We start from the raw sequence: 16,469 nt of genomic DNA on the forward strand, positions 1-16,469 counted from the left end.
TGATCGACATCGCCTGCCGCATCAACGCCGCCGCACTGGAGAAGGCGGTGCGGTCGGTCCAGCCGGGCATGCGGGACCACGACCTGCTCGCCGTGGCCGCCGGGCACCAGCACTCTCTCGGAGCGGAGTTCCTGACCCACTCCGTCTGCAACGTCCGGAAGGCTAGCGGCAGTTGGTTTGCAGACGGGGCCTCGCTGCGCGAGGGCGAACCCTTCTTCCTGGACACCGGCTGCCACGGTCCCGGAGGCTATGCCTCGGACGCCGCCCGTACCGGCTTCGTCGGGGAGCCGTCCCCGGCCGTGGCCCGGGCCTGGACGCACCTGCTCGCCGCCTACCAGGAAGGTTAGAACGCCGCCCGCCCCGGCGTGCGGTGCTCCACCGTCCACGACACCGTCAACGCCTACCTCATCCGCCACCACCTGCCGCCGACCCCGTACGGCACTTGGCACGGCGTCGGGCTGCGCTGCTGTGAACTTCCCTCCGTGAACGGGGCGTCCCGGATGGACACCGACTGCACCCTGCGCGTCGGTCACGTCATCGCCCTGGAACCCGAGACCGCGGTCGAGGTGGACGGACGGCTCCTGGTCCTCAAGATTGAGGACAACTTCGCGGTCACCCCCACCGGACTGCGCCGCCTCACGCGAGCCACCACGAGCGACGATCCGGCATCGTGACCGTCCTTCTGGCGCTGGGCGCCGCCCTCTTCTACGGTGTCTCGGACTTCACCGGAGGGCTGGGCGCCCGCGCACGCCACCCCGCGGCCGTCCTCCTGGTCGCGCAGACGACGGCCACCGCGGCCCTGCTGCTCTGCCTGCCCTTCGTCACCGGCCGGTCCGCGGGCAGCGACCTGCTCCTGGGCGCCGGTGCCGGACTGTCCGCCGCGGCGGACAGCCTGTGCCTGTACGCGGCACTCGCCCGTGGCCCGATGACCACCGGGGCGCCCCTGGCAGCGGTGCTCGTGGCAGCCCTGCCCTTGGGCTTCGCCCTCCTCACCGGAGAATGCCTCGGCCCGACTGCCTGGGTGGGAGCCCCACTCGCCGTCATCGCAGTGGCCCTCGTCGTCACGCCCGGGGCCATCCCGTCCACCACCCCGAAGCAGGCCACGGTGGCCTACGCGACCGTCTCGGGCGTCGCCTTCTCGGCCTTCTTCGTTCTCCTCGGCCGCACCGCGTCCCCTTCAGGGCTCACGCCGCTGGCCATCGCCTACCTCACCGCCACGTGCGCCCTCGCCGCAGGTGCCTGCCTTGCACGCCGAGCGCGCTCGGGACGCCAGCACGGTACTCCCTTCCCCTGGCGGCTGAGCCTGGCCGCCGGGCTCGCTGAACTGGCGGCCCACCTCTGTTACCAGTACGCCGCACGCGAGGGGCTGCTGGGCATCGCTGCCGTCCTCACCGCGCTGTACCCCGCGGCCACCACCCTCCTGGCACGCGTCGTCCTCCGGGAGCGACCCACTCGGACGCAGCGCATCGGATATCCCCTGTCCGTCGGCGCCGTAGTCCTGCTCGCGCTGGCCGCGCCCGGATGAGCAGACGCCGATGCCCCGTGCGGAACACCGGCGGACGACTGCTGACGGCACACGCCGCGGTGCTACGGCAGGGTTAACCGGACCGAGGCGAAGGGGAACACGGCGGCGTTGCCCGGGTTGACCACCGTTCCGAGGACGGTGCAGTTGAGGTCGGTGTAGGTCGTGGCGCGCGCGTCGGTGTTGTTGAAGCCGCTCAGTGCGACGCTGGTGACGTAGTAGCAGGTTCCCTCGCTGGGGTCGACGATGCGGTTGTTGCCGCCCAGCAGGTCGCTGTACTCGAAGGAACCGGTGATCGCGCTCTCGGAGGCCGCTGCAGGAACGGTGTTCGCTCCCACGAGGAGAGCGCCGGCCGCGACTGCGACCGCACCGAAGGCGATGCGACGAGGTGTACGCATGGGTGTCCTTTGTCGGGATGGCTGACACGTCGCAGGCGCGCCGCTCGGCAACGCGTCGCTGCGTGTGCGTGGAGGGACGGCGGAGGAAAGCCGCCCGAGATGGCACTGCTCCAAGGATGCGAGCATGACAACCAGGGGGGCGGGAGGCCTGACCGAGATGAAGCACGTGGTGAAAAGGCGGCGCTTTTCTACGCGCGCACTCCCCCGGGGTACGCCGAGCGCATCCCCGTACCGGTCGCCCGTGCGGCCCGTCGGAAGCGAAGCCGTCCTCGTAGGGGGCCTCGTGCGCTCCTCGACATCGCGTCGGGCGACGGGCATGCTGATGTGAGGCGTTTCGTCAGGAGCGTCGACCCGAAGGGGCCTCCAGTGGACTCGACACCTCATCCCTTGACCGGCCAGGCCCGCAGGCTCGCCGAGGTCCTCCTCGCGCCCCACGCGCAGCGAGTTGACCGGACGACCGTGCCCGTCTCCCACATCGATGCCCTGCGTGCTTCCGGTCTCCTCGGAACCAGTGCCCCCGCAGCGTACGGAGGGGCTGGGGCTCCCGACGCGGTCGCCCGGGAGATCCAGGAGATCCTGGCGGGCGCCTGCTGTGCGACATGGTTCGTCCAGACACAGCACCACGCCCCGGTCCGCCTCCTGGCCCGGTCGGAAGAACCCGCGCGGGACAGCTTGTTGCGGCCCTTGGCCACGGGAGAGCTGCTGTCCGGGGTCGCCTACGCGCACGTGCGTGCCTACCCCCGTGTTCTGGTCCGTGCCACTCCGCAGCGGCGAGGATGGTGCTTCGACGGGGCCGTACCGTGGTACACGGGCTGGGGGCTGAACGACGTGATGCTGCTGGCGGGCATCAGCGATGACGCCGAGGTGGTGTTCGCCTTCGCCGACGCACGTGACCGGCCCGGGCTCGAGGCCTCACCGCCGATGCGGCTCGCGGCCCTGTCCGCGAGCCGGACGGTGTCGCTGAAGTTGAGAGGGCTGTGGCTCTCGGACGAATCCGTGGTGTTGCGGGTACCGCAGGAGGCCTGGGCGCGTCACGACGCGTCACGCGGTGCCAACACCTCCCCGGCGGTGTTCGGGGTGGCGTACGCGGCCCTGCGCCTGCTGGAGCAGTCTCCGGACGCGGAATCGACGAGCCGGACGCTCCGTGCCCGACTCGACGAGGTGCGCCGACGCGCCTACGCCTTGGACGAGCACCTGGAGCCGGAGGAACGTGTGCCCGAACGCCTGGAGTTGCGGACACGGGCCTACCACCTGATGCGCACCGCCACGACCGCTGCGGTGGTCGCAGGAGGCGGCCGCGCGATGGATCTCGACCGTCCGGCACAGCGTCTCGCGAGGGAAGGCCTGTTCCTGCTGATCCAGGGCCAGACCGCGCAGGCCAGATCGGCCCACCTGACGTCGCTCGCCGCAGCCGTCGAGCCGTAGCGTCCACCGCGAGGCGACGGCGCTCAGCACCACGACTTCCCCCGACAGGAACCCCATCGCCCCGAAGCACTCGAGCTGATCACGGAGACGATACATGTGAGCGAGGACTTCTCCGCGCCCCACGTGCCACCCGGACTGGCCGGCGTGGCATGTGGCGACGACACCGTCATATCCCATTTCCGCGAGACGGAGGAAGCGGGTTACCTCTGCAGTCTCCGAATCCCCACTCCGCATCCCTACTTCGGTGATCGCGGAAGCCGGAACACTCCCCACGATGCCCTTCTCGTGCGCACCGTGGTGGAGCAGTGCGCCTACGCAGCCCTCCAGTCCGCCGGTCTGCTGCGAGACAGGGAGGTGCCGTTGAACACCTGGTCCAGCAGTCGGCTGCTCGTGAAGGAACCTCCCCTGGACGAGACGAGAGGCGGGCTGCTGGCGAGGAGCCGGGTCGACCTGGTCCGGGCCACCCGCAGTGGACGCACCCGACGGGTGAGAGCGTCCTGCGTGATCACCTCCGCCACGACCAGGGAGGCGGTGGCCGTCGGGGAGACGCTGGCCGGGATCCTGGAACGGCGTCTCTACCGGGCCTGGCGGGGTCCGTCGGTCACTCGAGCCGGCGATGTCCAGCACCCGTTGCCACCCGAGCCGGGCGTCCTCCACGCGGTACGCGCGCGGCCGGAGAACCAGGTCGTGGCCGGCCTGAGCCGACGACCGGACGGCCGCTTCGTCGCCCTGCTGCGCCTGCCGGCCCCGCACCGTTACCTGCTGCCGCCGTCCTCGGACCATGTGACGGGCCGGGTGTTCGCCGAGGCGACGCGGCAGGTCGTCCTCGCGGCGTCGTCCCCGGGCGCCACCGTGCGCTCGATGGACCTCGCCTTTCGTCACCTGTGCACCCTGGAAGGTCCGGTGCGCATCGAAGCCGGTGCCGTCGACCGTCAGGCAGACACCGCCGCGTGGTGCGTGACCTTCCGCAAGGCCGGGACGACCGTGTGCGCCGCGACTGCTGAAACGCTTGGATGACACACCCTCCGGGGGCGGATGGCGCAACCGGCCGCCGCGGCCGCCAGGAGGTCTCACCAACCGAGTTCCGCGCGGGCGAGCCGGTCCAGCGCTTCGTCGAGGACGTGTCCGGGCTGCCCCAGGAAGAGGCGCACGTAGGCGGTGGGTGGGCCGAGCCGGACGGACGGTGTGCTCGCAGGGACGGTCATGCTGCCCGCTCCCGGCAGTACCCCGGCGGCCATGCACAGCCGACGGTAGTGCGCCTCCGAGCCCTCGCGCACGAAGCGGGGCGGTACCCGGAACCTGAGGTAGGCACTGCAGGTCCCGACGTGCACGGCGTCAGGCGGAAATCCGAGGTCGCGACGGAGCCTGTCGGCCACCTGCCGCCGGGCTGCGGCGTATCCGCGCCGCAGCCCATCGAGGAACGCGTCCGCTTCCTCCTTCCTCAGCCAGGCCGCCATGGCGGCCTGCAGAGGCAGCGCACAGCCGTAGGAACGCTCCTGCGTGAAGCGGGCCAAGTCGGCCAGGACCTCCGGCCGGGAGGTGAGGGCACCCAGACCCCAGCCGTTGCAGTGGAACTGTTTGCCCAGCGTTCTGGTGGCGAGCCAGGGAGCGCTGGTCCGCGGTATCCCCTCGACCAGCATCAGCAGAGCGTTGGTGGGCTGTTCACCAGGCGTGTGGAGAGCGTAGTACGCGTCGTCCAGGAGAACGGCCGCATGGTGCGCCGCAGCCGGGCTGATGGTGCTTTCGACCCTGTCGGCGGCCCAGTTGGTGCCCGTCGGATTGTGCTGCGGGTTGAGGACGAGCAGGCAACCGCGTCCCGCACGCTTCACCAGGACCGCGATCTCCTCGAAGGCTCGCGCCGAAGCGGGGCTCAGTGCTCGGTAGCGTTCGGTCACCTGCTGAGCCACATGGTCGCCCGGTGTCATGCCGTCGCCTTCCTGCAGGTGTTCGGCGGTACGCCTGATTCCCCTGTTCATGACCACGCGGCGGAACTGGACGACAGGAGGGAACGTGCTTCCCACAGCTCGGGGAAGAACCGGTGCTCGGCAGCCTGCCGCAGCCAATCGATCCCGGTGGTGCCTCCGGTGCCGGGTTTGTTGCCGATCGTGCGTTCGACCAGGAGCAGATGCAGCGCACGCCACTGGCTGAACGCATGGGCGACGTCCATGAGCGTTTCGCCCAGTCGGAACAGGTCGCTCGAAGGGCCGTGCTCGTCGTAGACGCGGGCCCACGCCCGACGTGCGGCCTCGGTGGCCGGTGCCCCGTCGCCGGATCCGTCGTCGAGGAGGCCGCGCCGCTCCAGCAGTCCCAGGGCCTCGTCGTAGACGCTGCTGCGGAACAGGGCCCGGTGGACGGATTCCGACACTCCGGCCACGTCCGCGTGCCGACGTGCCATGGCTTCCGATTTCCGCCCGAGCGCGAACTCCAGCATGCGGTACATGTAGGAGTCGATGCCTGAGGCTGCTCCGAGGTGCTCCCGAAACGCATTGAACTCGGCTGGTGAAATCCCGGCGAGGACATCCCAGGTGGTGGTGAGCGATCCGAGCGCCGCAGTCGCTCGGCGAAGGTTCCAGGTGGCCTCGTCAGCCCGGTCGACGACGAGAGCCAAGCGTGCCGCGGACACCTCCTCGTGCACCAGCTTGAAGAGCAACTCCTTCGCCTGTCCGATGAGGTAGAACGTCATTTCTACGGGCAGACGCTTCCTTCCCTGCCGAGGTCTTCGTGAGGTTCTGCCAGGAAATCCCCAATCCATTTCTTGAGTTCGTCGATTTCGCCGGGGCCGGCAGCTCGCCGGCCCGAATCACCGTTCATGGAGTCTTCCTCCTACTGGGGCGGTCCTGGTGGGTACCCGGAGTCTCCGTCGAAGGACGTGCTTCTTCGGACGGGTGTACCGGGTACTGCAGGGCAGCTTGTGCCGCATGGGACGGATGACGTGGAACGCGCGCCCCGTGCGGCACTTCCCCGGCACGGAGAAGAACGCGTTTGCGCATGGCGTGGCTGAGATTCCCGTCGTTTCGCTCACGGCTCTGCCGCGACGCCGCTGTACGGCGGCTGCTCACGCTGCCGGGGACCGAACGCCGTGGAGGGCCGAGCGGCTGGTTCGAGGAGATTTTCGCCACGTGGAACGACCAGCCCCGTCACCGTTCCCGGACCGCTGTGACCGCGGTCCCTGTCACGAGCCCTGCTGCGTTCCGTCGGCAGCGGCGCTCGACCGGCGCGAACCGGCGGCCGGGCGGTGGCGGAACTCGTCGGGGTACACAGGAGCGGTTGGGTGGAGCAGGGGCCCGGCGGGAGGCATGGCGGCCGGCGGCGGGAGGTGCGGGGCGCGGTCAGAATTTTCCGCCGTCCAGGACAAGCTCTGTTCCGGTCAGGTAGCCGGCGGCGGGGGAAAGGCAGAACGCAGCGAAGCGGCCGAACTCCTCGGGCCGACCGTACCGGCGCAGGGAGATGCGCCGGGGGCTCTCGTCCGGTCCGAGGGGCGCGGCCCCGGTGGGGAAGCGACCGGGGAGCAGGGACAGGACGCGGATGCCGCGGGGGCCGAGTTCGGCAGCGAGGCTGCGGGCGGCCATGGCCAGGCCGGGGCGCAGCCCTGTGGAGAGGGCGAAGTCGGGCAGCGGGGCCCTGGCGGATGTGGAGAGGAGGAGGGCGAGCGCTCCGTCGCCGGGCAGCGCGGGCGCGAGCGTTCTCGCGCATCGCAGTACGGCGAGGAACAGGAGCTCGAAGTGCGCGCGCCAGTCGTCGTCGGTCGCGCCGAGGACGGTGCCGCGCGTGCTGTTGCCCGTTCCCAGAAGGGCTCCGTCGAGTCTGCCGAACGCTTCGTGGGCGGTGCGCACGAGCCGTTCCGGTGTGCCCGGGTCCAGGAGGTCGGCGGTGACGCCGACGCTGTGGTGCGGAGCGAGCCGTTCGACGGCACGGTGGACGCGGTCGGGGTGGCGTGAACAGACGACGACTCGCGCGCCCTCGTCCGTCAGGGCCTGCGCGGCGGCGAAGCCGAGTCCGGAGCTGCCACCGGTGACGAGGTAGCAGCGTCCGGCAAGTCCGAGGTCCACGGCGTCAGCGGTTCCGGTCCGCGACGGGCGAGAAGCGGTGTTCCTCGCCGTGCCGCCAGGGAAACAGGTGCAGAGCCCATCGGCGCAGGCAGTTCACGTACAGAGCGAGGGCAGTGGTCACGGAGCGGAACTCTTCCGTGGTCCGCAGGGCGGGGAGTGCGCGGTGGGTGCGGTGCATGAGCGAATGGAGGTCGTGGAAACCGCAGTGACCGAGGAATTCGGCCTGCATGGCTGTCAGGCGGGGCAGCAGTGTGCGCAGCGCGGCCAGGGGGATGTCCGGGTCGAAGGTGGCGGCCACAAGGGGGTTGAGGGTGGTGGAGCCGAGCAGGCGCAGTTCTCCGTTGACGTAGACCAGCGTGGAGAAGTACTGGCCACGGCTGCCCAGCGGGACGTCTCCCCGGTGCAGGGCCAGCAGATCGGCGGGCGGGCTGAGCCAGATGCGCTCGGTGTGCGTGTGGAGGTCGTCGAGCAGGGCCTGGGCGTCGGGGTCGACGACCCCGGGCTGGGCGGGCAGGCGCCAGTGGTCGGGAGGGACGCTGTGACGGGTGACGCGCACCTCGAGGATCCGCTTGGTGCGGTACACGGATTCCCAGCACTGCTCGGCCACTTGGCGAAGCGTCGGAAGGTCCTCTTCTTGAATGCGGGCGATGCGGGCGCACACGGTGGGTTCAAGAAGCGGCGCGTACTTGATCAGGAGGTGCTGGAGACGAGAGAGGTACACGCTGCCGTCGGGCGCCAGACTGCGGTCCTCTGCTGTCCGGTGCGGGGTGTGTACGGGCTCCGCGCCGGGGGCGAGGTGGTAGAAGTGGCCGTCGGCCACCACGGCGTGGCTCTGGACGCTGCGGTACGGCAGCATGTCCCACCAGGCCCGTGCCAGTTCGGGATTGAGGTCCTCGGCGAGGACGGCGGTGACCTTCGCGTCGAGGGCGGGCCACGCGATGTCTACGCGCTTCATGACTTCCTCCAGCATGTCCGGGGACCGGAACCGACCCGGTGGCGGGCGCGAGCACATCGACGGGCACCGGCACACGTCAGACCGGTTGCCGGGGGCCGAGAGCGGCCATTACGCGGGCGGGGCCGCGGAAGATGCTGTGACGACCGGACCGGCGGGCGAGGTCGCCGCCCGCGGTACTCGCGTCGGGATACCGCTGGGTGAGGGTGGCGAGCAGGGCGTCGGCCAGGCCGTACACGAGCGGTACGCCGGTGCAGCGGTGAGGGCCGTGGCCGAACTGGAGATGCCGGTTGGGAGTGCGCCCCGGGTCGAGAACGGCGGGAAGGGAGAAGGCGGCGGGATCGCGATCGGCCAGGGCGAGCGAGACGATCACGATGTCGCCCGCCCTGATCGGGGTCTCGGCCAGGACGGTGTCTGTCCGGGCGAAACGCCACACACCCCGCACGATCGGGCCGTCCAACCGCAGGTACTCGTCGCAGAGCCGTCGGCGGGCCAGCGGCGTGCGGCATCCCTCGGCCCAGCGATCCTGCGCGAGCACCCCCAGAACCAGCGTGGAGAGGAAGTCGGCGGTGCTTCGGCGGCCGGCCACGTACATCTGGAGCAGTACGTCGGTCCATTCGTCCAGCAGCGCTTCACCACGCGAACCGGCGGCCCCCGCGCAGGGAGGCCGCAGCTGCGGAAGTGCGCGGACATGCTGCCGGAGTGCCCGGCGGGCTTCGGTGATCTCCGTCCTCATGGCCTCGCCGGTCATCGGACGGACGAGGGTGTCGGCATGCGCGCGCAGCACCGCGTCGACCTGTTGCGGGAGGCCGAGGAACCCCGCGATCGTTTCGTCGACCAGTGGCTCGATCAAGGTGGGAACGAGATCGGTGGTGCGCTGCGGGGGCAAGGCCCCGACGAGTTCCGCGCACAGAGCCCCGGCGTGCCGGCGGAACGCAGGCAGGGCCCCGCCCGAGGACGCACCCAGCGTGGCCGTGCGCAGCCTGGCGTGCTCGGGACCGTCCTTGTCGATCAGACCCAGGCGCATCGGTGACACGTGCTGGGCCAAGGACGGGTGAACGTGCCTCTGGTCACTGGACAGTTCCGACGCCTCCATGGCGGCGGAGGCGGCCGCGTGAGTGGTCACCCACCACACGTCGAACCGCTCGTACAGCCGGACGCGGACGACCGGTCCGGCGGCCCGCAGGGGTTCCAGGACCGGGTAGGGATCGTCCGAGGATCCCAGGTCGTGGGGCAGGTGGTGGGTCGGGCAGCGCGGATCGGGATCCGCCCCGTCAATGAGTGCCTCATGGTGCATGGGCGGTCCCGTCGAGGAGGAGGACAGATCCGAGGGGCCCGGCCGGTGCCGAGCCGGGGAACCACCTGGTTGCCACTCATCGTGATGCCCTAAGTACTCTTCGTCCACGGTGGGTTTGAGACATCCTGCCGACGCGCAAATCCCTGGCTCGACGCAGATTTCAGGGCCGCTGTGCCGGCGGACCCGTCGCGACCGGCAGGACCGGGACCTGCCGACCGGTGGCTGGGAAGGGTCGCTCCGGCCGGCCATCTCCCGGTGTTGTCGGTGCCGCGGTCGACCTCCCTGCGGGCTCGCGGCGGGCGACGCGAGGTGTCACGGCCATCCGGCGGCGCGGTAGTCCGGTGTCATGGCGTGCGCGGCGCGCATGGCGCACGAAGTGTGGGGAAGGAGCTGTGAGACAACCACGTGCGGTCGCAAGGCCAGCGGGACGTCGCATCTCCCGGAGTTCGCACCGGACCTGTTCGATGCCGCGTGCGCTCACTCCCCGACCTGCCGGCCTCACTGGCAGCGGCTCGCTCCCCCCACCGACGGGCGAACTGGAAAGGCGCCAGCCCCCCACTTCATCGCCCCGTACTGCCGCACGGGGAACGGAACACGGGCGAAGGAGTGCAGTCGAGCGCGTCCTTGCCGCGCTGGACAGCCCCTTCTTGCCGCGCTGGACAGCCCCTTGCCGCGTCCGGCGCACTCCCTCGGACCCCTCGACACGGAACCCGACCCGACTCCGCGACTGCCTCCAGCGGGAATCCGCACCACCGCGCCACTGACTGGAAGACGATGCGCCGGACATCTGGAGCACCGCCACGCCCGGTGCCACGCACACGCGTCCGGCCCCCGGTCGTCCAGACCGGTTCCCACCACGGAGAGCCTGAGAAGGCACACCTGCGACCTGACCGACCGAGCCCGGTACGAAGGAGAATGTCATGCGGTACGCAGTCCAAGTCCCCACTCGCGGGGAATTCACTTTCGCCGACGTGTTCCTGCTCCCCCAGGACTACCAGGGGGGCTCCCGGCACCACGTCGACCTGACGCCCGACGACCCGCCGAACACTCGGCTGCCACTGGTCTCGGCCGACATGCTCGCGGTCACCGGCCGGCGAGTGGCCGAAACCATGGCGCGACGGGGCGGACTTGGCGTCTTCTCGCACGACCTGGGCGAGCAGTACGTGGGAGAGGCCATCCGGTCCGTCAAATCCGCCCACCCGGTGTGGGAGACGGCCCCGACCGTCTCCGCGGACGCCTCTGTCACCGCGTCACGGCACGTGGCAGGCCGGTACGGACACGGTCAGCTCGTGGTGACGGACGGTCATGGGGCGGCTGTGGGCACAGTTTCCGAGCTGCGACTGCTCGGCGCCGAGGGGCACACCCGGGTGGGGGACCTGGCCGAGGAGCCGATGACGCTCAGCGAGGACACCGATCCTCGGGAGGCGTTCTTACGGATGACCTCTCATGGGGCCGCAATGGCACTGGTGCGGAGCGCTGGGAGGGCCGGCACCGTCGCCACCCCCCGGGGTGCCATTCGCTCGATGCTCTTTCCGCCGGCTCTCGACGCCCGGGGCCGACTGCTGACCGCGGTCGCCGTCGGCATGACGCAGGGGGCCGTCTCCAGGGCCAAGGCACTGATCGAATACGGTGCCGACGTCGTCGTCCTGCACACCCCGCACGCCGCGCAGGAGCCGGCCCGTCGGACTGTCGCGGCCCTGCGGGAGGCCCTGGGCGACCGAACGCTGGTGGCCGGAGTGGCGGTGACCGGGGAGGCCACCGAGGCCCTCATCGGTGCCGGCGCCGATGTCGTCAAGGTAGGTCTGGGCGGCGGGGCCATGTGCACCACGCGGATGATGACGGCCGTGGGCAGGCCCCAGTTCAGCGCGATCGTGGAGTGCGCCGAGGCGGCCCGCGGCCTCGGGCGCAGCATCTGGTCGGACGGTGGAGTCCGTCATCCGCGGGACGTCGTGCTCGCTCTGGCCGCCGGGGCGTCCTCGGTGATGGTCGGGTCGTGGTTCTCCCGGACCTTGGAGAGCCCACCTCCGTTGATGACCGGTGAGGACGGGCAGCGTTACAAGGAATGCTTCGGGATCGCCTCCCGGCGCGCGGTCGGCGCCCGGTCCTCCGGACTCGACCCGGTCGAACAGGCCCTGGCCTCGTACTTCGACGAGGGCATCAGCAGCAGCCGTCTCAGCCTTGACCCGCAGCGGCAGGGCCTTGAGGATGTCATCGACCACATCGCGGCAGGGTTGCGCAGCGGTTGCACCTACACGGGGGCCACATCGCTGCCGGAACTCCGCGAACGCGCGGTCGTGGGCGTGCACCACAGTGCCGCGGGTTACGCCGAGGGCGCGCCGCTGCCGCAGGGCTGGTGAACAGGTGAGCACAGTCCGGCGACTGGTCCTGTGGGACATCGACTACACCCTCCTGGATGCCACCGGCGCGACGCCCGCCGCGTTCCGGGCGGCCTTCGCGGACCTGTTCGGCCGACCCATGACCACGTTCGTGACGATGCGGGGCCGCACGGAGCTGCGGGTCGTTCCGGAGGTCCTGCGACTGAACGGTGTAGCGGACGACCCCTGCGGGGTCGCCGCTTTCCTCCGCGCCCTGCGCGGGCAGTCGCCGGACATCATGGCCCACGCACGCCGGACCGGGCAGCCGCTGCCGGGCGCCCGGGAGGTTCTGGCCCTGCTGGCCGGGTACCGCCAGGTCGTCTGCGCCGTGGTCACTGGGAACATCCAGAGCAGCGCCCACGCGAAGCTGGCGGCCTTCCACCTCGACGAGACCCTCGACCTGTCAGTGAGCGCCTTCGGAGAGGAACATGAGGACAGAGGGCACCTCGTGCGCACCGCTGTCCGCCGGGCGGCAGCGCGTTACGCGGCCGACGCGTGGGCGACGCCCGTGGTCGTCGGGGACACTCCGCACGACATGCTGGCCGCGCGGGAGGCCGGGGCGGTGGCCGTAGGCGTCGCGAGTGGCGCCCACAGCCGCGTGCGCCTCCTCGCCGCAGGTGCGGATCTCTGCCTCGACACACTTGAGGACGCAGCTCCCCTGATGCGGTTGGTGACGAGTACGGAGCCTCCGCCCACGTGAAGGCGCGGCAGCGGACGGCTCGGTGCCGTGGGCCGGGCACGGGCACGGGCACGAGGGTGTCGTCCGGCCGGCGGGAAGGATTCAGAGGTGGATCCGCTGACGCGCCGGAGGCTTGGACGATCGCGGAGACGGCTGTCCTCTCCTGCGCACCTCGGCATTATGTCCCGGACCGACGCACGACGGCCGCTCACGCCACCCGCCCGGTCCGGACGAGGTGGCCCGTCGTGCGCAAGCGGCCGCTCGGATGCCGGTCCGGAGCGTGTGTGCTTCACGTACGCCACCCCGGTGCCCGACCGAAAGACGCTGACGGCTGCGCGTCAGGCCACGGCCCCCAGGGCCGGTGCCTCGTGCCCGGACGTGTCCGAGGGGGCGAAGGGAGAGGTCTCGACGGCGAGGAAGGCATCCGCGGCGAGATCCATGACGACCTCGGCGCCCCGACCGTGCTCGCGCACGCGGGCCGCGAACTCCTCGGCGGGCCAGGAGCCGCGGGGCGAACCGGCGGGGAATGTCTTCAGCACCAGGGCATGCGTCATCGCGACACCTCTGCACACGGGACGGCACAGCCACCCGGTCGGTTGACTGTCTTCCCCTGTGCATGCCCCCGTACGAGCGCAACACGCCCCGCACCCCCGCCCAGGGCGGGGGTGCGGGGCGGACAAAGCCCAGCGGCAGGCGCGGGCGATACGGGCGTCCAGGACGGGGAGAAGCAGTTGTCACTCACACGGGTGAAAAGAGCTGCGCCTGCATCCTCCGGCCGGAGGCGCACGGAAGCGTGATCGAGGGTGCTCCCCGTGCCCCTCACCGCCCCTGGCCCATGCCGAGCAGGATCCCCCGGCCAGGGGCGGACCCCATCCACAACCGAGCCCACACGGGACGGCGTGCCTCCGTCCCCCCTCGGGCCGGGACGTCACGACGGGGCAGCCGTCCGACCACGGATGGTCAAGCCGGGTTCCGCCGGCGCAGGAGAGGGACCCGCGCCGTGTGGAAGAGAACGTCGAAGACGACCGCACAGCTGCCTCCGGAGCCGGGAACCCAGTGGATCGTCTGCGGGCGGTGATGCGCCCGGCCTCCGTGCTGGCCGTCGCCGTGGCGCTCGCCCTCGGGGTACTCACCTGACGGGCGACGGGTGCCCCGGTGGACGGTCCGGGGCCGGCCGACTACCTCACCACCCCCGGCGGCATGCTGGTCGGTGCGCTGCCCGACGTCGTCTTCACCCCGGCCACCGCCGTCCTCGACCCCGGCGACACCCTGCTGCTCTACACCGACGGCCTGACGGAGGCCCGCATGGACCCCGACCGCACCACCCTCTACGGCGACGAACGGCTGCGGGACTTCGCCGCCCGGCAGGTCTCCACGGCGCCCGGCGACGTGATCGCCGCCGCGGCCGCCCTGCTGGAGAAGCTCGGCGACGGCGTCGACGACGATACCGCCCTACTCGCCCTGGGGGTCCCTAGCCGTCCCGGGTGAACCGCTCGTACTGCTGGGCCAGTCCGTCCAGCAGCGCCGTCAGGCCCGTCTCGAAGGCCCGCTCGTCGATCTTCTCCTGCTGCTCTGCCAGGAGGTGGGCCTGCTGGAGGTGCGGGTAGTCGGCGGGGTCGTAGGCACCGGCGTCGGTCACGAAGCCGCCGGCGAAGGAACCGAGCGCCGAGCCCATGATGAAGTACCGCATCAGCGCACCGATGGACGTGGCCTGGGCCGGGGGCCAGCCCGCCCGGACCATCGCGCCGTAGACGGCGTCCGCGAGGTGCAGCGCGGCCGGGCGGCGGCCGGGGCCGTGGGCCAGGACCGGAACGATGTTGGGGTGGTCGCGCAGGGCCGTCCGGTAGGAGACGGCCCAGTCGTGCAGCGCGGTACGCCACTCCCGGCCGTCCTCGAACATCGACAGGTCGACCTGCGCGCTCACCGAGTCGGCGACGGCCTCCAGGATCTCGTCCTTGGTGCGGAAGTGGTTGTAGAGCGAGGGCCCGCTGACTCCCAGTTCCGCGGCCAGCCGGCGCGTGGAGACGGCCGCGAGGCCCTCCGCGTCCACCAGCGCGCGCGCCGTCTCGACGATCCGGTCGGTGCTGAGCAGGGGCTTGCGCGGTCGGGCCATGGCGCACATAGTAGGGCTGCGGCTTTAAACTAGCAGTGCTAATTTACAACGCGGGCCCGGTGGTCCGCCGTTCAAGGTCCGTCTTCTGTGGGGTGACTCGGCATGAATCTGGAGCTCAGCGAGGAGCAGGGCGCCGTACGGCGGCTCGCCCGGGACTTCGTGGCCCGGGAGATCACCCCCAACGTCGTCGCGTGGGACCGCGCCGAGGAGGTGGACCGGGGCATCGTGAAGAAGCTCGGCGAGGTCGGCTTCCTCGGCCTCACCATCGACGAGGAGTACGGCGGCAGCGGCGGCGACCACCTCGCCTACTGCCTGGTCACGGAGGAGCTGGGGCGCGGTGACAGTTCCGTGCGCGGGATCGTCTCCGTCTCCCTCGGCCTGGTCGCCAAGACCGTCGCGGCCTGGGGCAGGGAGGAGCAGAAGCGACGCTGGCTGCCCGGCCTCACCTCCGGCGAGTACGTCGGCTGCTTCGGCCTCACCGAGCCCGGCACCGGGTCGGACGCCGGAAACCTCACCACCCGCGCGGTGCGCGACGGCGACGGTTACGTCATCAACGGCACCAAGACGTTCATCACCAACGGCACCTGGGCCGACGTGGTCCTGCTCTTCGCCCGCTCCACGGACGCCCCCGGCCACAAGGGCGTCTCCGCCTTCCTGGTCCCCACCGACACGCCCGGCCTGACCCGCCGCACCATCCACGGCAAGCTCGGGCTGCGCGGCCAGGCGACCGCCGAACTGGTCCTGGAGGACGTCCGCGTCCCCGCCTCCGCGATGCTGGCCCCCGAGGGCAAGGGCTTCTCGGTCGCCATGTCGGCCCTCGCCAAGGGGCGGATGTCGGTCGCGGCCGGCTGCGTCGGCATAGCCCAGGCCGCGCTGGACGCGGCCGTGCAGTACGCGGGGGAGCGGGAGCAGTTCGGCAAGACCATCGCCCACCACCAGCTCGTCCAGGAGCTGATCAGCGACATCGCCCTCGACGTGGACGCCGCCCGGCTGCTGACCTGGCGGGTCGCCGACCTGATCGACCGCGGGCAGCCCTTCGCCGTCGAGTCCTCCAAGGCCAAGCTCTTCGCCTCGGAGGCCGCCGTGCGCGCCGCCAACAACGCCCTCCAGGTCTTCGGCGGCTACGGCTACATCGACGAGTACCCGGCCGGCAAACTGCTGCGCGACGCCCGCGTGATGACCCTCTACGAGGGCACCAGCCAGATTCAGAAGCTGGTCATCGGGCGTGCGCTGACCGGGGTTTCGGCGTTCTGAGTACGCGGCCTGAGTATCTCGGCGGATGTGGCGGGTGCCACATCCGCCGATCCTTCTTTCCATGAGTGACACACCGGTCAAGCAGCAGAACACCGCGGCCTTCTACGGGCAGGCCGTCGCCTCGTTCGCGGTGGCCATGGCCGCCACCGCCATCGGCATCTACCAGCTCCGAGCCGACGCCTGGGTGCGGGCCTTCCTCGCCATCGCCGTCCTGTACCTGGTCACCTCGGCCTTCACGCTGGCCAAGATCGTCCGGGACCGGCAGGAGGTCGGCCAGATAGTCAGCCGGGTCGACCAGGCGCGGCTCGACAAGATCCTCGTCGAGCACGACCCCTTCCAGAAGCCGGGCGGCACCCCTGCGGGCCAGCGCCCTTAGGGCCTGCCCGGCGGATCCTGTCGCAGACG

At 71.0% G+C, this 16,469-nt stretch carries 17 protein-coding genes and 2 pseudogenes; 10 read left to right on the top strand and 9 right to left on the bottom strand.

What is annotated here, in order from left to right:
• The first annotated feature begins 47 nt into the window (after positions 1-47).
• Together AB0P07_RS06700 and AB0P07_RS06705 are read left to right on the top strand one after the other, a co-directional pair.
• Positions 48-674: pseudogene (locus AB0P07_RS06700) on the top strand (M24 family metallopeptidase).
• Positions 671-1,525: an EamA family transporter gene (locus AB0P07_RS06705; protein WP_365546096.1), complete on the top strand. Its 855-nt coding sequence runs from the start codon at positions 671-673 to the stop codon at positions 1,523-1,525. Before AB0P07_RS06700 ends, AB0P07_RS06705 begins: the two are co-directional and overlap by 4 nt.
• Positions 1,526-1,587: 62 nt before the next feature.
• On the opposite strand, the gene AB0P07_RS06710 is transcribed toward AB0P07_RS06705, so the two are convergent.
• Positions 1,588-1,920, bottom strand: coding sequence for a hypothetical protein (locus AB0P07_RS06710; protein WP_365546099.1), 333 nt, complete (start codon positions 1,918-1,920; stop codon positions 1,588-1,590).
• Positions 1,921-2,286: 366 nt separating this feature from the next.
• Between AB0P07_RS06710 and AB0P07_RS06715 the strand changes: the two genes are divergently transcribed.
• Complete coding sequence (locus tag AB0P07_RS06715) at positions 2,287-3,345, top strand: acyl-CoA dehydrogenase family protein (RefSeq protein ID WP_365546101.1); 1,059 nt, start codon at positions 2,287-2,289, stop codon at positions 3,343-3,345.
• A 285-nt stretch (positions 3,346-3,630) separates the two neighbouring features.
• Complete coding sequence (locus AB0P07_RS06720; protein ID WP_365546104.1) at positions 3,631-4,362, top strand: AfsA-related hotdog domain-containing protein; 732 nt, start codon at positions 3,631-3,633, stop codon at positions 4,360-4,362.
• 53 nt (positions 4,363-4,415) lie between these two features.
• Here the strand turns inward: AB0P07_RS06720 and AB0P07_RS06725 are convergent, their stop codons facing one another.
• The 6 genes from AB0P07_RS06725 to AB0P07_RS06750 all read right to left on the bottom strand — a co-directional run bounded on the left by AB0P07_RS06725 (position 4,416) and on the right by AB0P07_RS06750 (position 9,643).
• Positions 4,416-5,321 carry an aminotransferase class I/II-fold pyridoxal phosphate-dependent enzyme gene (locus AB0P07_RS06725; protein ID WP_365546107.1) on the bottom strand — a complete coding sequence of 302 codons (906 nt, stop codon included), beginning with the start codon at positions 5,319-5,321 and terminating at the stop codon, positions 4,416-4,418.
• Entirely contained in the window at positions 5,318-6,040 is a 723-nt protein-coding gene (locus AB0P07_RS06730; protein WP_365547049.1) for a tryptophan 2,3-dioxygenase family protein, read from the bottom strand. The genes AB0P07_RS06725 and AB0P07_RS06730 overlap by 4 nt, the downstream gene beginning before the upstream one ends.
• Positions 6,031-6,156 (bottom strand): DUF6875 domain-containing protein, encoded by a 126-nt coding sequence (locus AB0P07_RS06735; RefSeq protein WP_365546110.1) that lies wholly within the window; start codon positions 6,154-6,156, stop codon positions 6,031-6,033. Before AB0P07_RS06735 ends, AB0P07_RS06730 begins: the two co-directional genes overlap by 10 nt.
• A gap of 518 nt (positions 6,157-6,674) precedes the next feature.
• On the bottom strand, positions 6,675-7,394 hold the full coding sequence (locus tag AB0P07_RS06740; RefSeq protein WP_365546113.1) for an SDR family oxidoreductase: 720 nt from the start codon (positions 7,392-7,394) through the stop codon (positions 6,675-6,677).
• Positions 7,395-7,398: 4 nt separating this feature from the next.
• Positions 7,399-8,349, bottom strand: coding sequence for a hypothetical protein (locus tag AB0P07_RS06745; RefSeq protein ID WP_365546116.1), 951 nt, complete (start codon positions 8,347-8,349; stop codon positions 7,399-7,401).
• A 76-nt stretch (positions 8,350-8,425) separates the two neighbouring features.
• Positions 8,426-9,643 (bottom strand): cytochrome P450, encoded by a 1,218-nt coding sequence (locus AB0P07_RS06750; protein WP_365546119.1) that lies wholly within the window; start codon positions 9,641-9,643, stop codon positions 8,426-8,428.
• 920 nt (positions 9,644-10,563) lie between these two features.
• On the opposite strand from AB0P07_RS06750, the gene AB0P07_RS06755 reads away from it, so the two are divergent.
• Positions 10,564-12,000, top strand: a complete 1,437-nt coding sequence (locus AB0P07_RS06755) for an IMP dehydrogenase (protein ID WP_365546122.1) — start codon at positions 10,564-10,566, stop codon at positions 11,998-12,000.
• A gap of 4 nt (positions 12,001-12,004) precedes the next feature.
• Positions 12,005-12,718 (top strand): haloacid dehalogenase-like hydrolase, encoded by a 714-nt coding sequence (locus tag AB0P07_RS06760; protein ID WP_365546124.1) that lies wholly within the window; start codon positions 12,005-12,007, stop codon positions 12,716-12,718.
• A 317-nt stretch (positions 12,719-13,035) separates the two neighbouring features.
• Here the strand turns inward: AB0P07_RS06760 and AB0P07_RS06765 are convergent, their stop codons facing one another.
• Positions 13,036-13,251, bottom strand: coding sequence for a hypothetical protein (locus AB0P07_RS06765; protein ID WP_365546127.1), 216 nt, complete (start codon positions 13,249-13,251; stop codon positions 13,036-13,038).
• A 448-nt stretch (positions 13,252-13,699) separates the two neighbouring features.
• Here AB0P07_RS06765 and AB0P07_RS06770 point away from each other — a divergent pair, with 448 nt between their 5' ends.
• Both AB0P07_RS06770 and AB0P07_RS06775 read left to right on the top strand, forming a co-directional pair.
• Positions 13,700-13,834 (top strand): hypothetical protein, encoded by a 135-nt coding sequence (locus AB0P07_RS06770; protein WP_365546129.1) that lies wholly within the window; start codon positions 13,700-13,702, stop codon positions 13,832-13,834.
• A 30-nt stretch (positions 13,835-13,864) separates the two neighbouring features.
• A pseudogene (locus AB0P07_RS06775) lies at positions 13,865-14,185 on the top strand (SpoIIE family protein phosphatase); the annotation flags it as partial.
• On the opposite strand, the gene AB0P07_RS06780 reads toward AB0P07_RS06775, so the two are convergent.
• Complete coding sequence (locus AB0P07_RS06780) at positions 14,169-14,810, bottom strand: TetR/AcrR family transcriptional regulator (RefSeq protein ID WP_228955586.1); 642 nt, start codon at positions 14,808-14,810, stop codon at positions 14,169-14,171. The pseudogene AB0P07_RS06775 and the gene AB0P07_RS06780 overlap by 17 nt on opposite strands.
• A gap of 102 nt (positions 14,811-14,912) precedes the next feature.
• Here AB0P07_RS06780 and AB0P07_RS06785 point away from each other — a divergent pair, with 102 nt between their 5' ends.
• Together AB0P07_RS06785 and AB0P07_RS06790 are read left to right on the top strand one after the other, a co-directional pair.
• Positions 14,913-16,064: an acyl-CoA dehydrogenase family protein gene (locus tag AB0P07_RS06785; protein WP_365546132.1), complete on the top strand. Its 1,152-nt coding sequence runs from the start codon at positions 14,913-14,915 to the stop codon at positions 16,062-16,064.
• A 61-nt stretch (positions 16,065-16,125) separates the two neighbouring features.
• A complete protein-coding gene (locus tag AB0P07_RS06790) occupies positions 16,126-16,440 on the top strand; it encodes a YiaA/YiaB family inner membrane protein (protein WP_365546135.1) in 315 nt (104 codons plus the stop codon).
• Positions 16,441-16,469: the final 29 nt, after the last annotated feature.

The organism is Streptomyces sp. NPDC085944 (genome assembly GCF_040686295.1).
Classification (GTDB): domain Bacteria; phylum Actinomycetota; class Actinomycetes; order Streptomycetales; family Streptomycetaceae; genus Streptomyces; species Streptomyces salinarius.

Bases quoted from the DNA above. Each gene is read 5' to 3' on its own strand.
- AB0P07_RS06710 (WP_365546099.1), bottom strand. From the start codon at position 1,920: ATGCGTACACCTCGTCGCATCGCCTTCGGTGCGGTCGCAGTCGCGGCC.
- AB0P07_RS06725 (WP_365546107.1), bottom strand. From the start codon at position 5,321: ATGAACAGGGGAATCAGGCGTACCGCCGAACACCTGCAGGAAGGCGAC.
- AB0P07_RS06735 (WP_365546110.1), bottom strand. From the start codon at position 6,156: ATGAACGGTGATTCGGGCCGGCGAGCTGCCGGCCCCGGCGAAATCGAC.
- AB0P07_RS06745 (WP_365546116.1), bottom strand. From the start codon at position 8,349: ATGAAGCGCGTAGACATCGCGTGGCCCGCCCTCGACGCGAAGGTCACC.
- AB0P07_RS06750 (WP_365546119.1), bottom strand. From the start codon at position 9,643: ATGCACCATGAGGCACTCATTGACGGGGCGGATCCCGATCCGCGCTGC.
- AB0P07_RS06755 (WP_365546122.1), top strand. From the start codon at position 10,564: ATGCGGTACGCAGTCCAAGTCCCCACTCGCGGGGAATTCACTTTCGCC.
- AB0P07_RS06765 (WP_365546127.1), bottom strand. From the start codon at position 13,251: ATGACGCATGCCCTGGTGCTGAAGACATTCCCCGCCGGTTCGCCCCGC.
- AB0P07_RS06780 (WP_228955586.1), bottom strand. From the start codon at position 14,810: ATGGCCCGACCGCGCAAGCCCCTGCTCAGCACCGACCGGATCGTCGAG.
- AB0P07_RS06785 (WP_365546132.1), top strand. From the start codon at position 14,913: ATGAATCTGGAGCTCAGCGAGGAGCAGGGCGCCGTACGGCGGCTCGCC.
- AB0P07_RS06790 (WP_365546135.1), top strand. From the start codon at position 16,126: ATGAGTGACACACCGGTCAAGCAGCAGAACACCGCGGCCTTCTACGGG.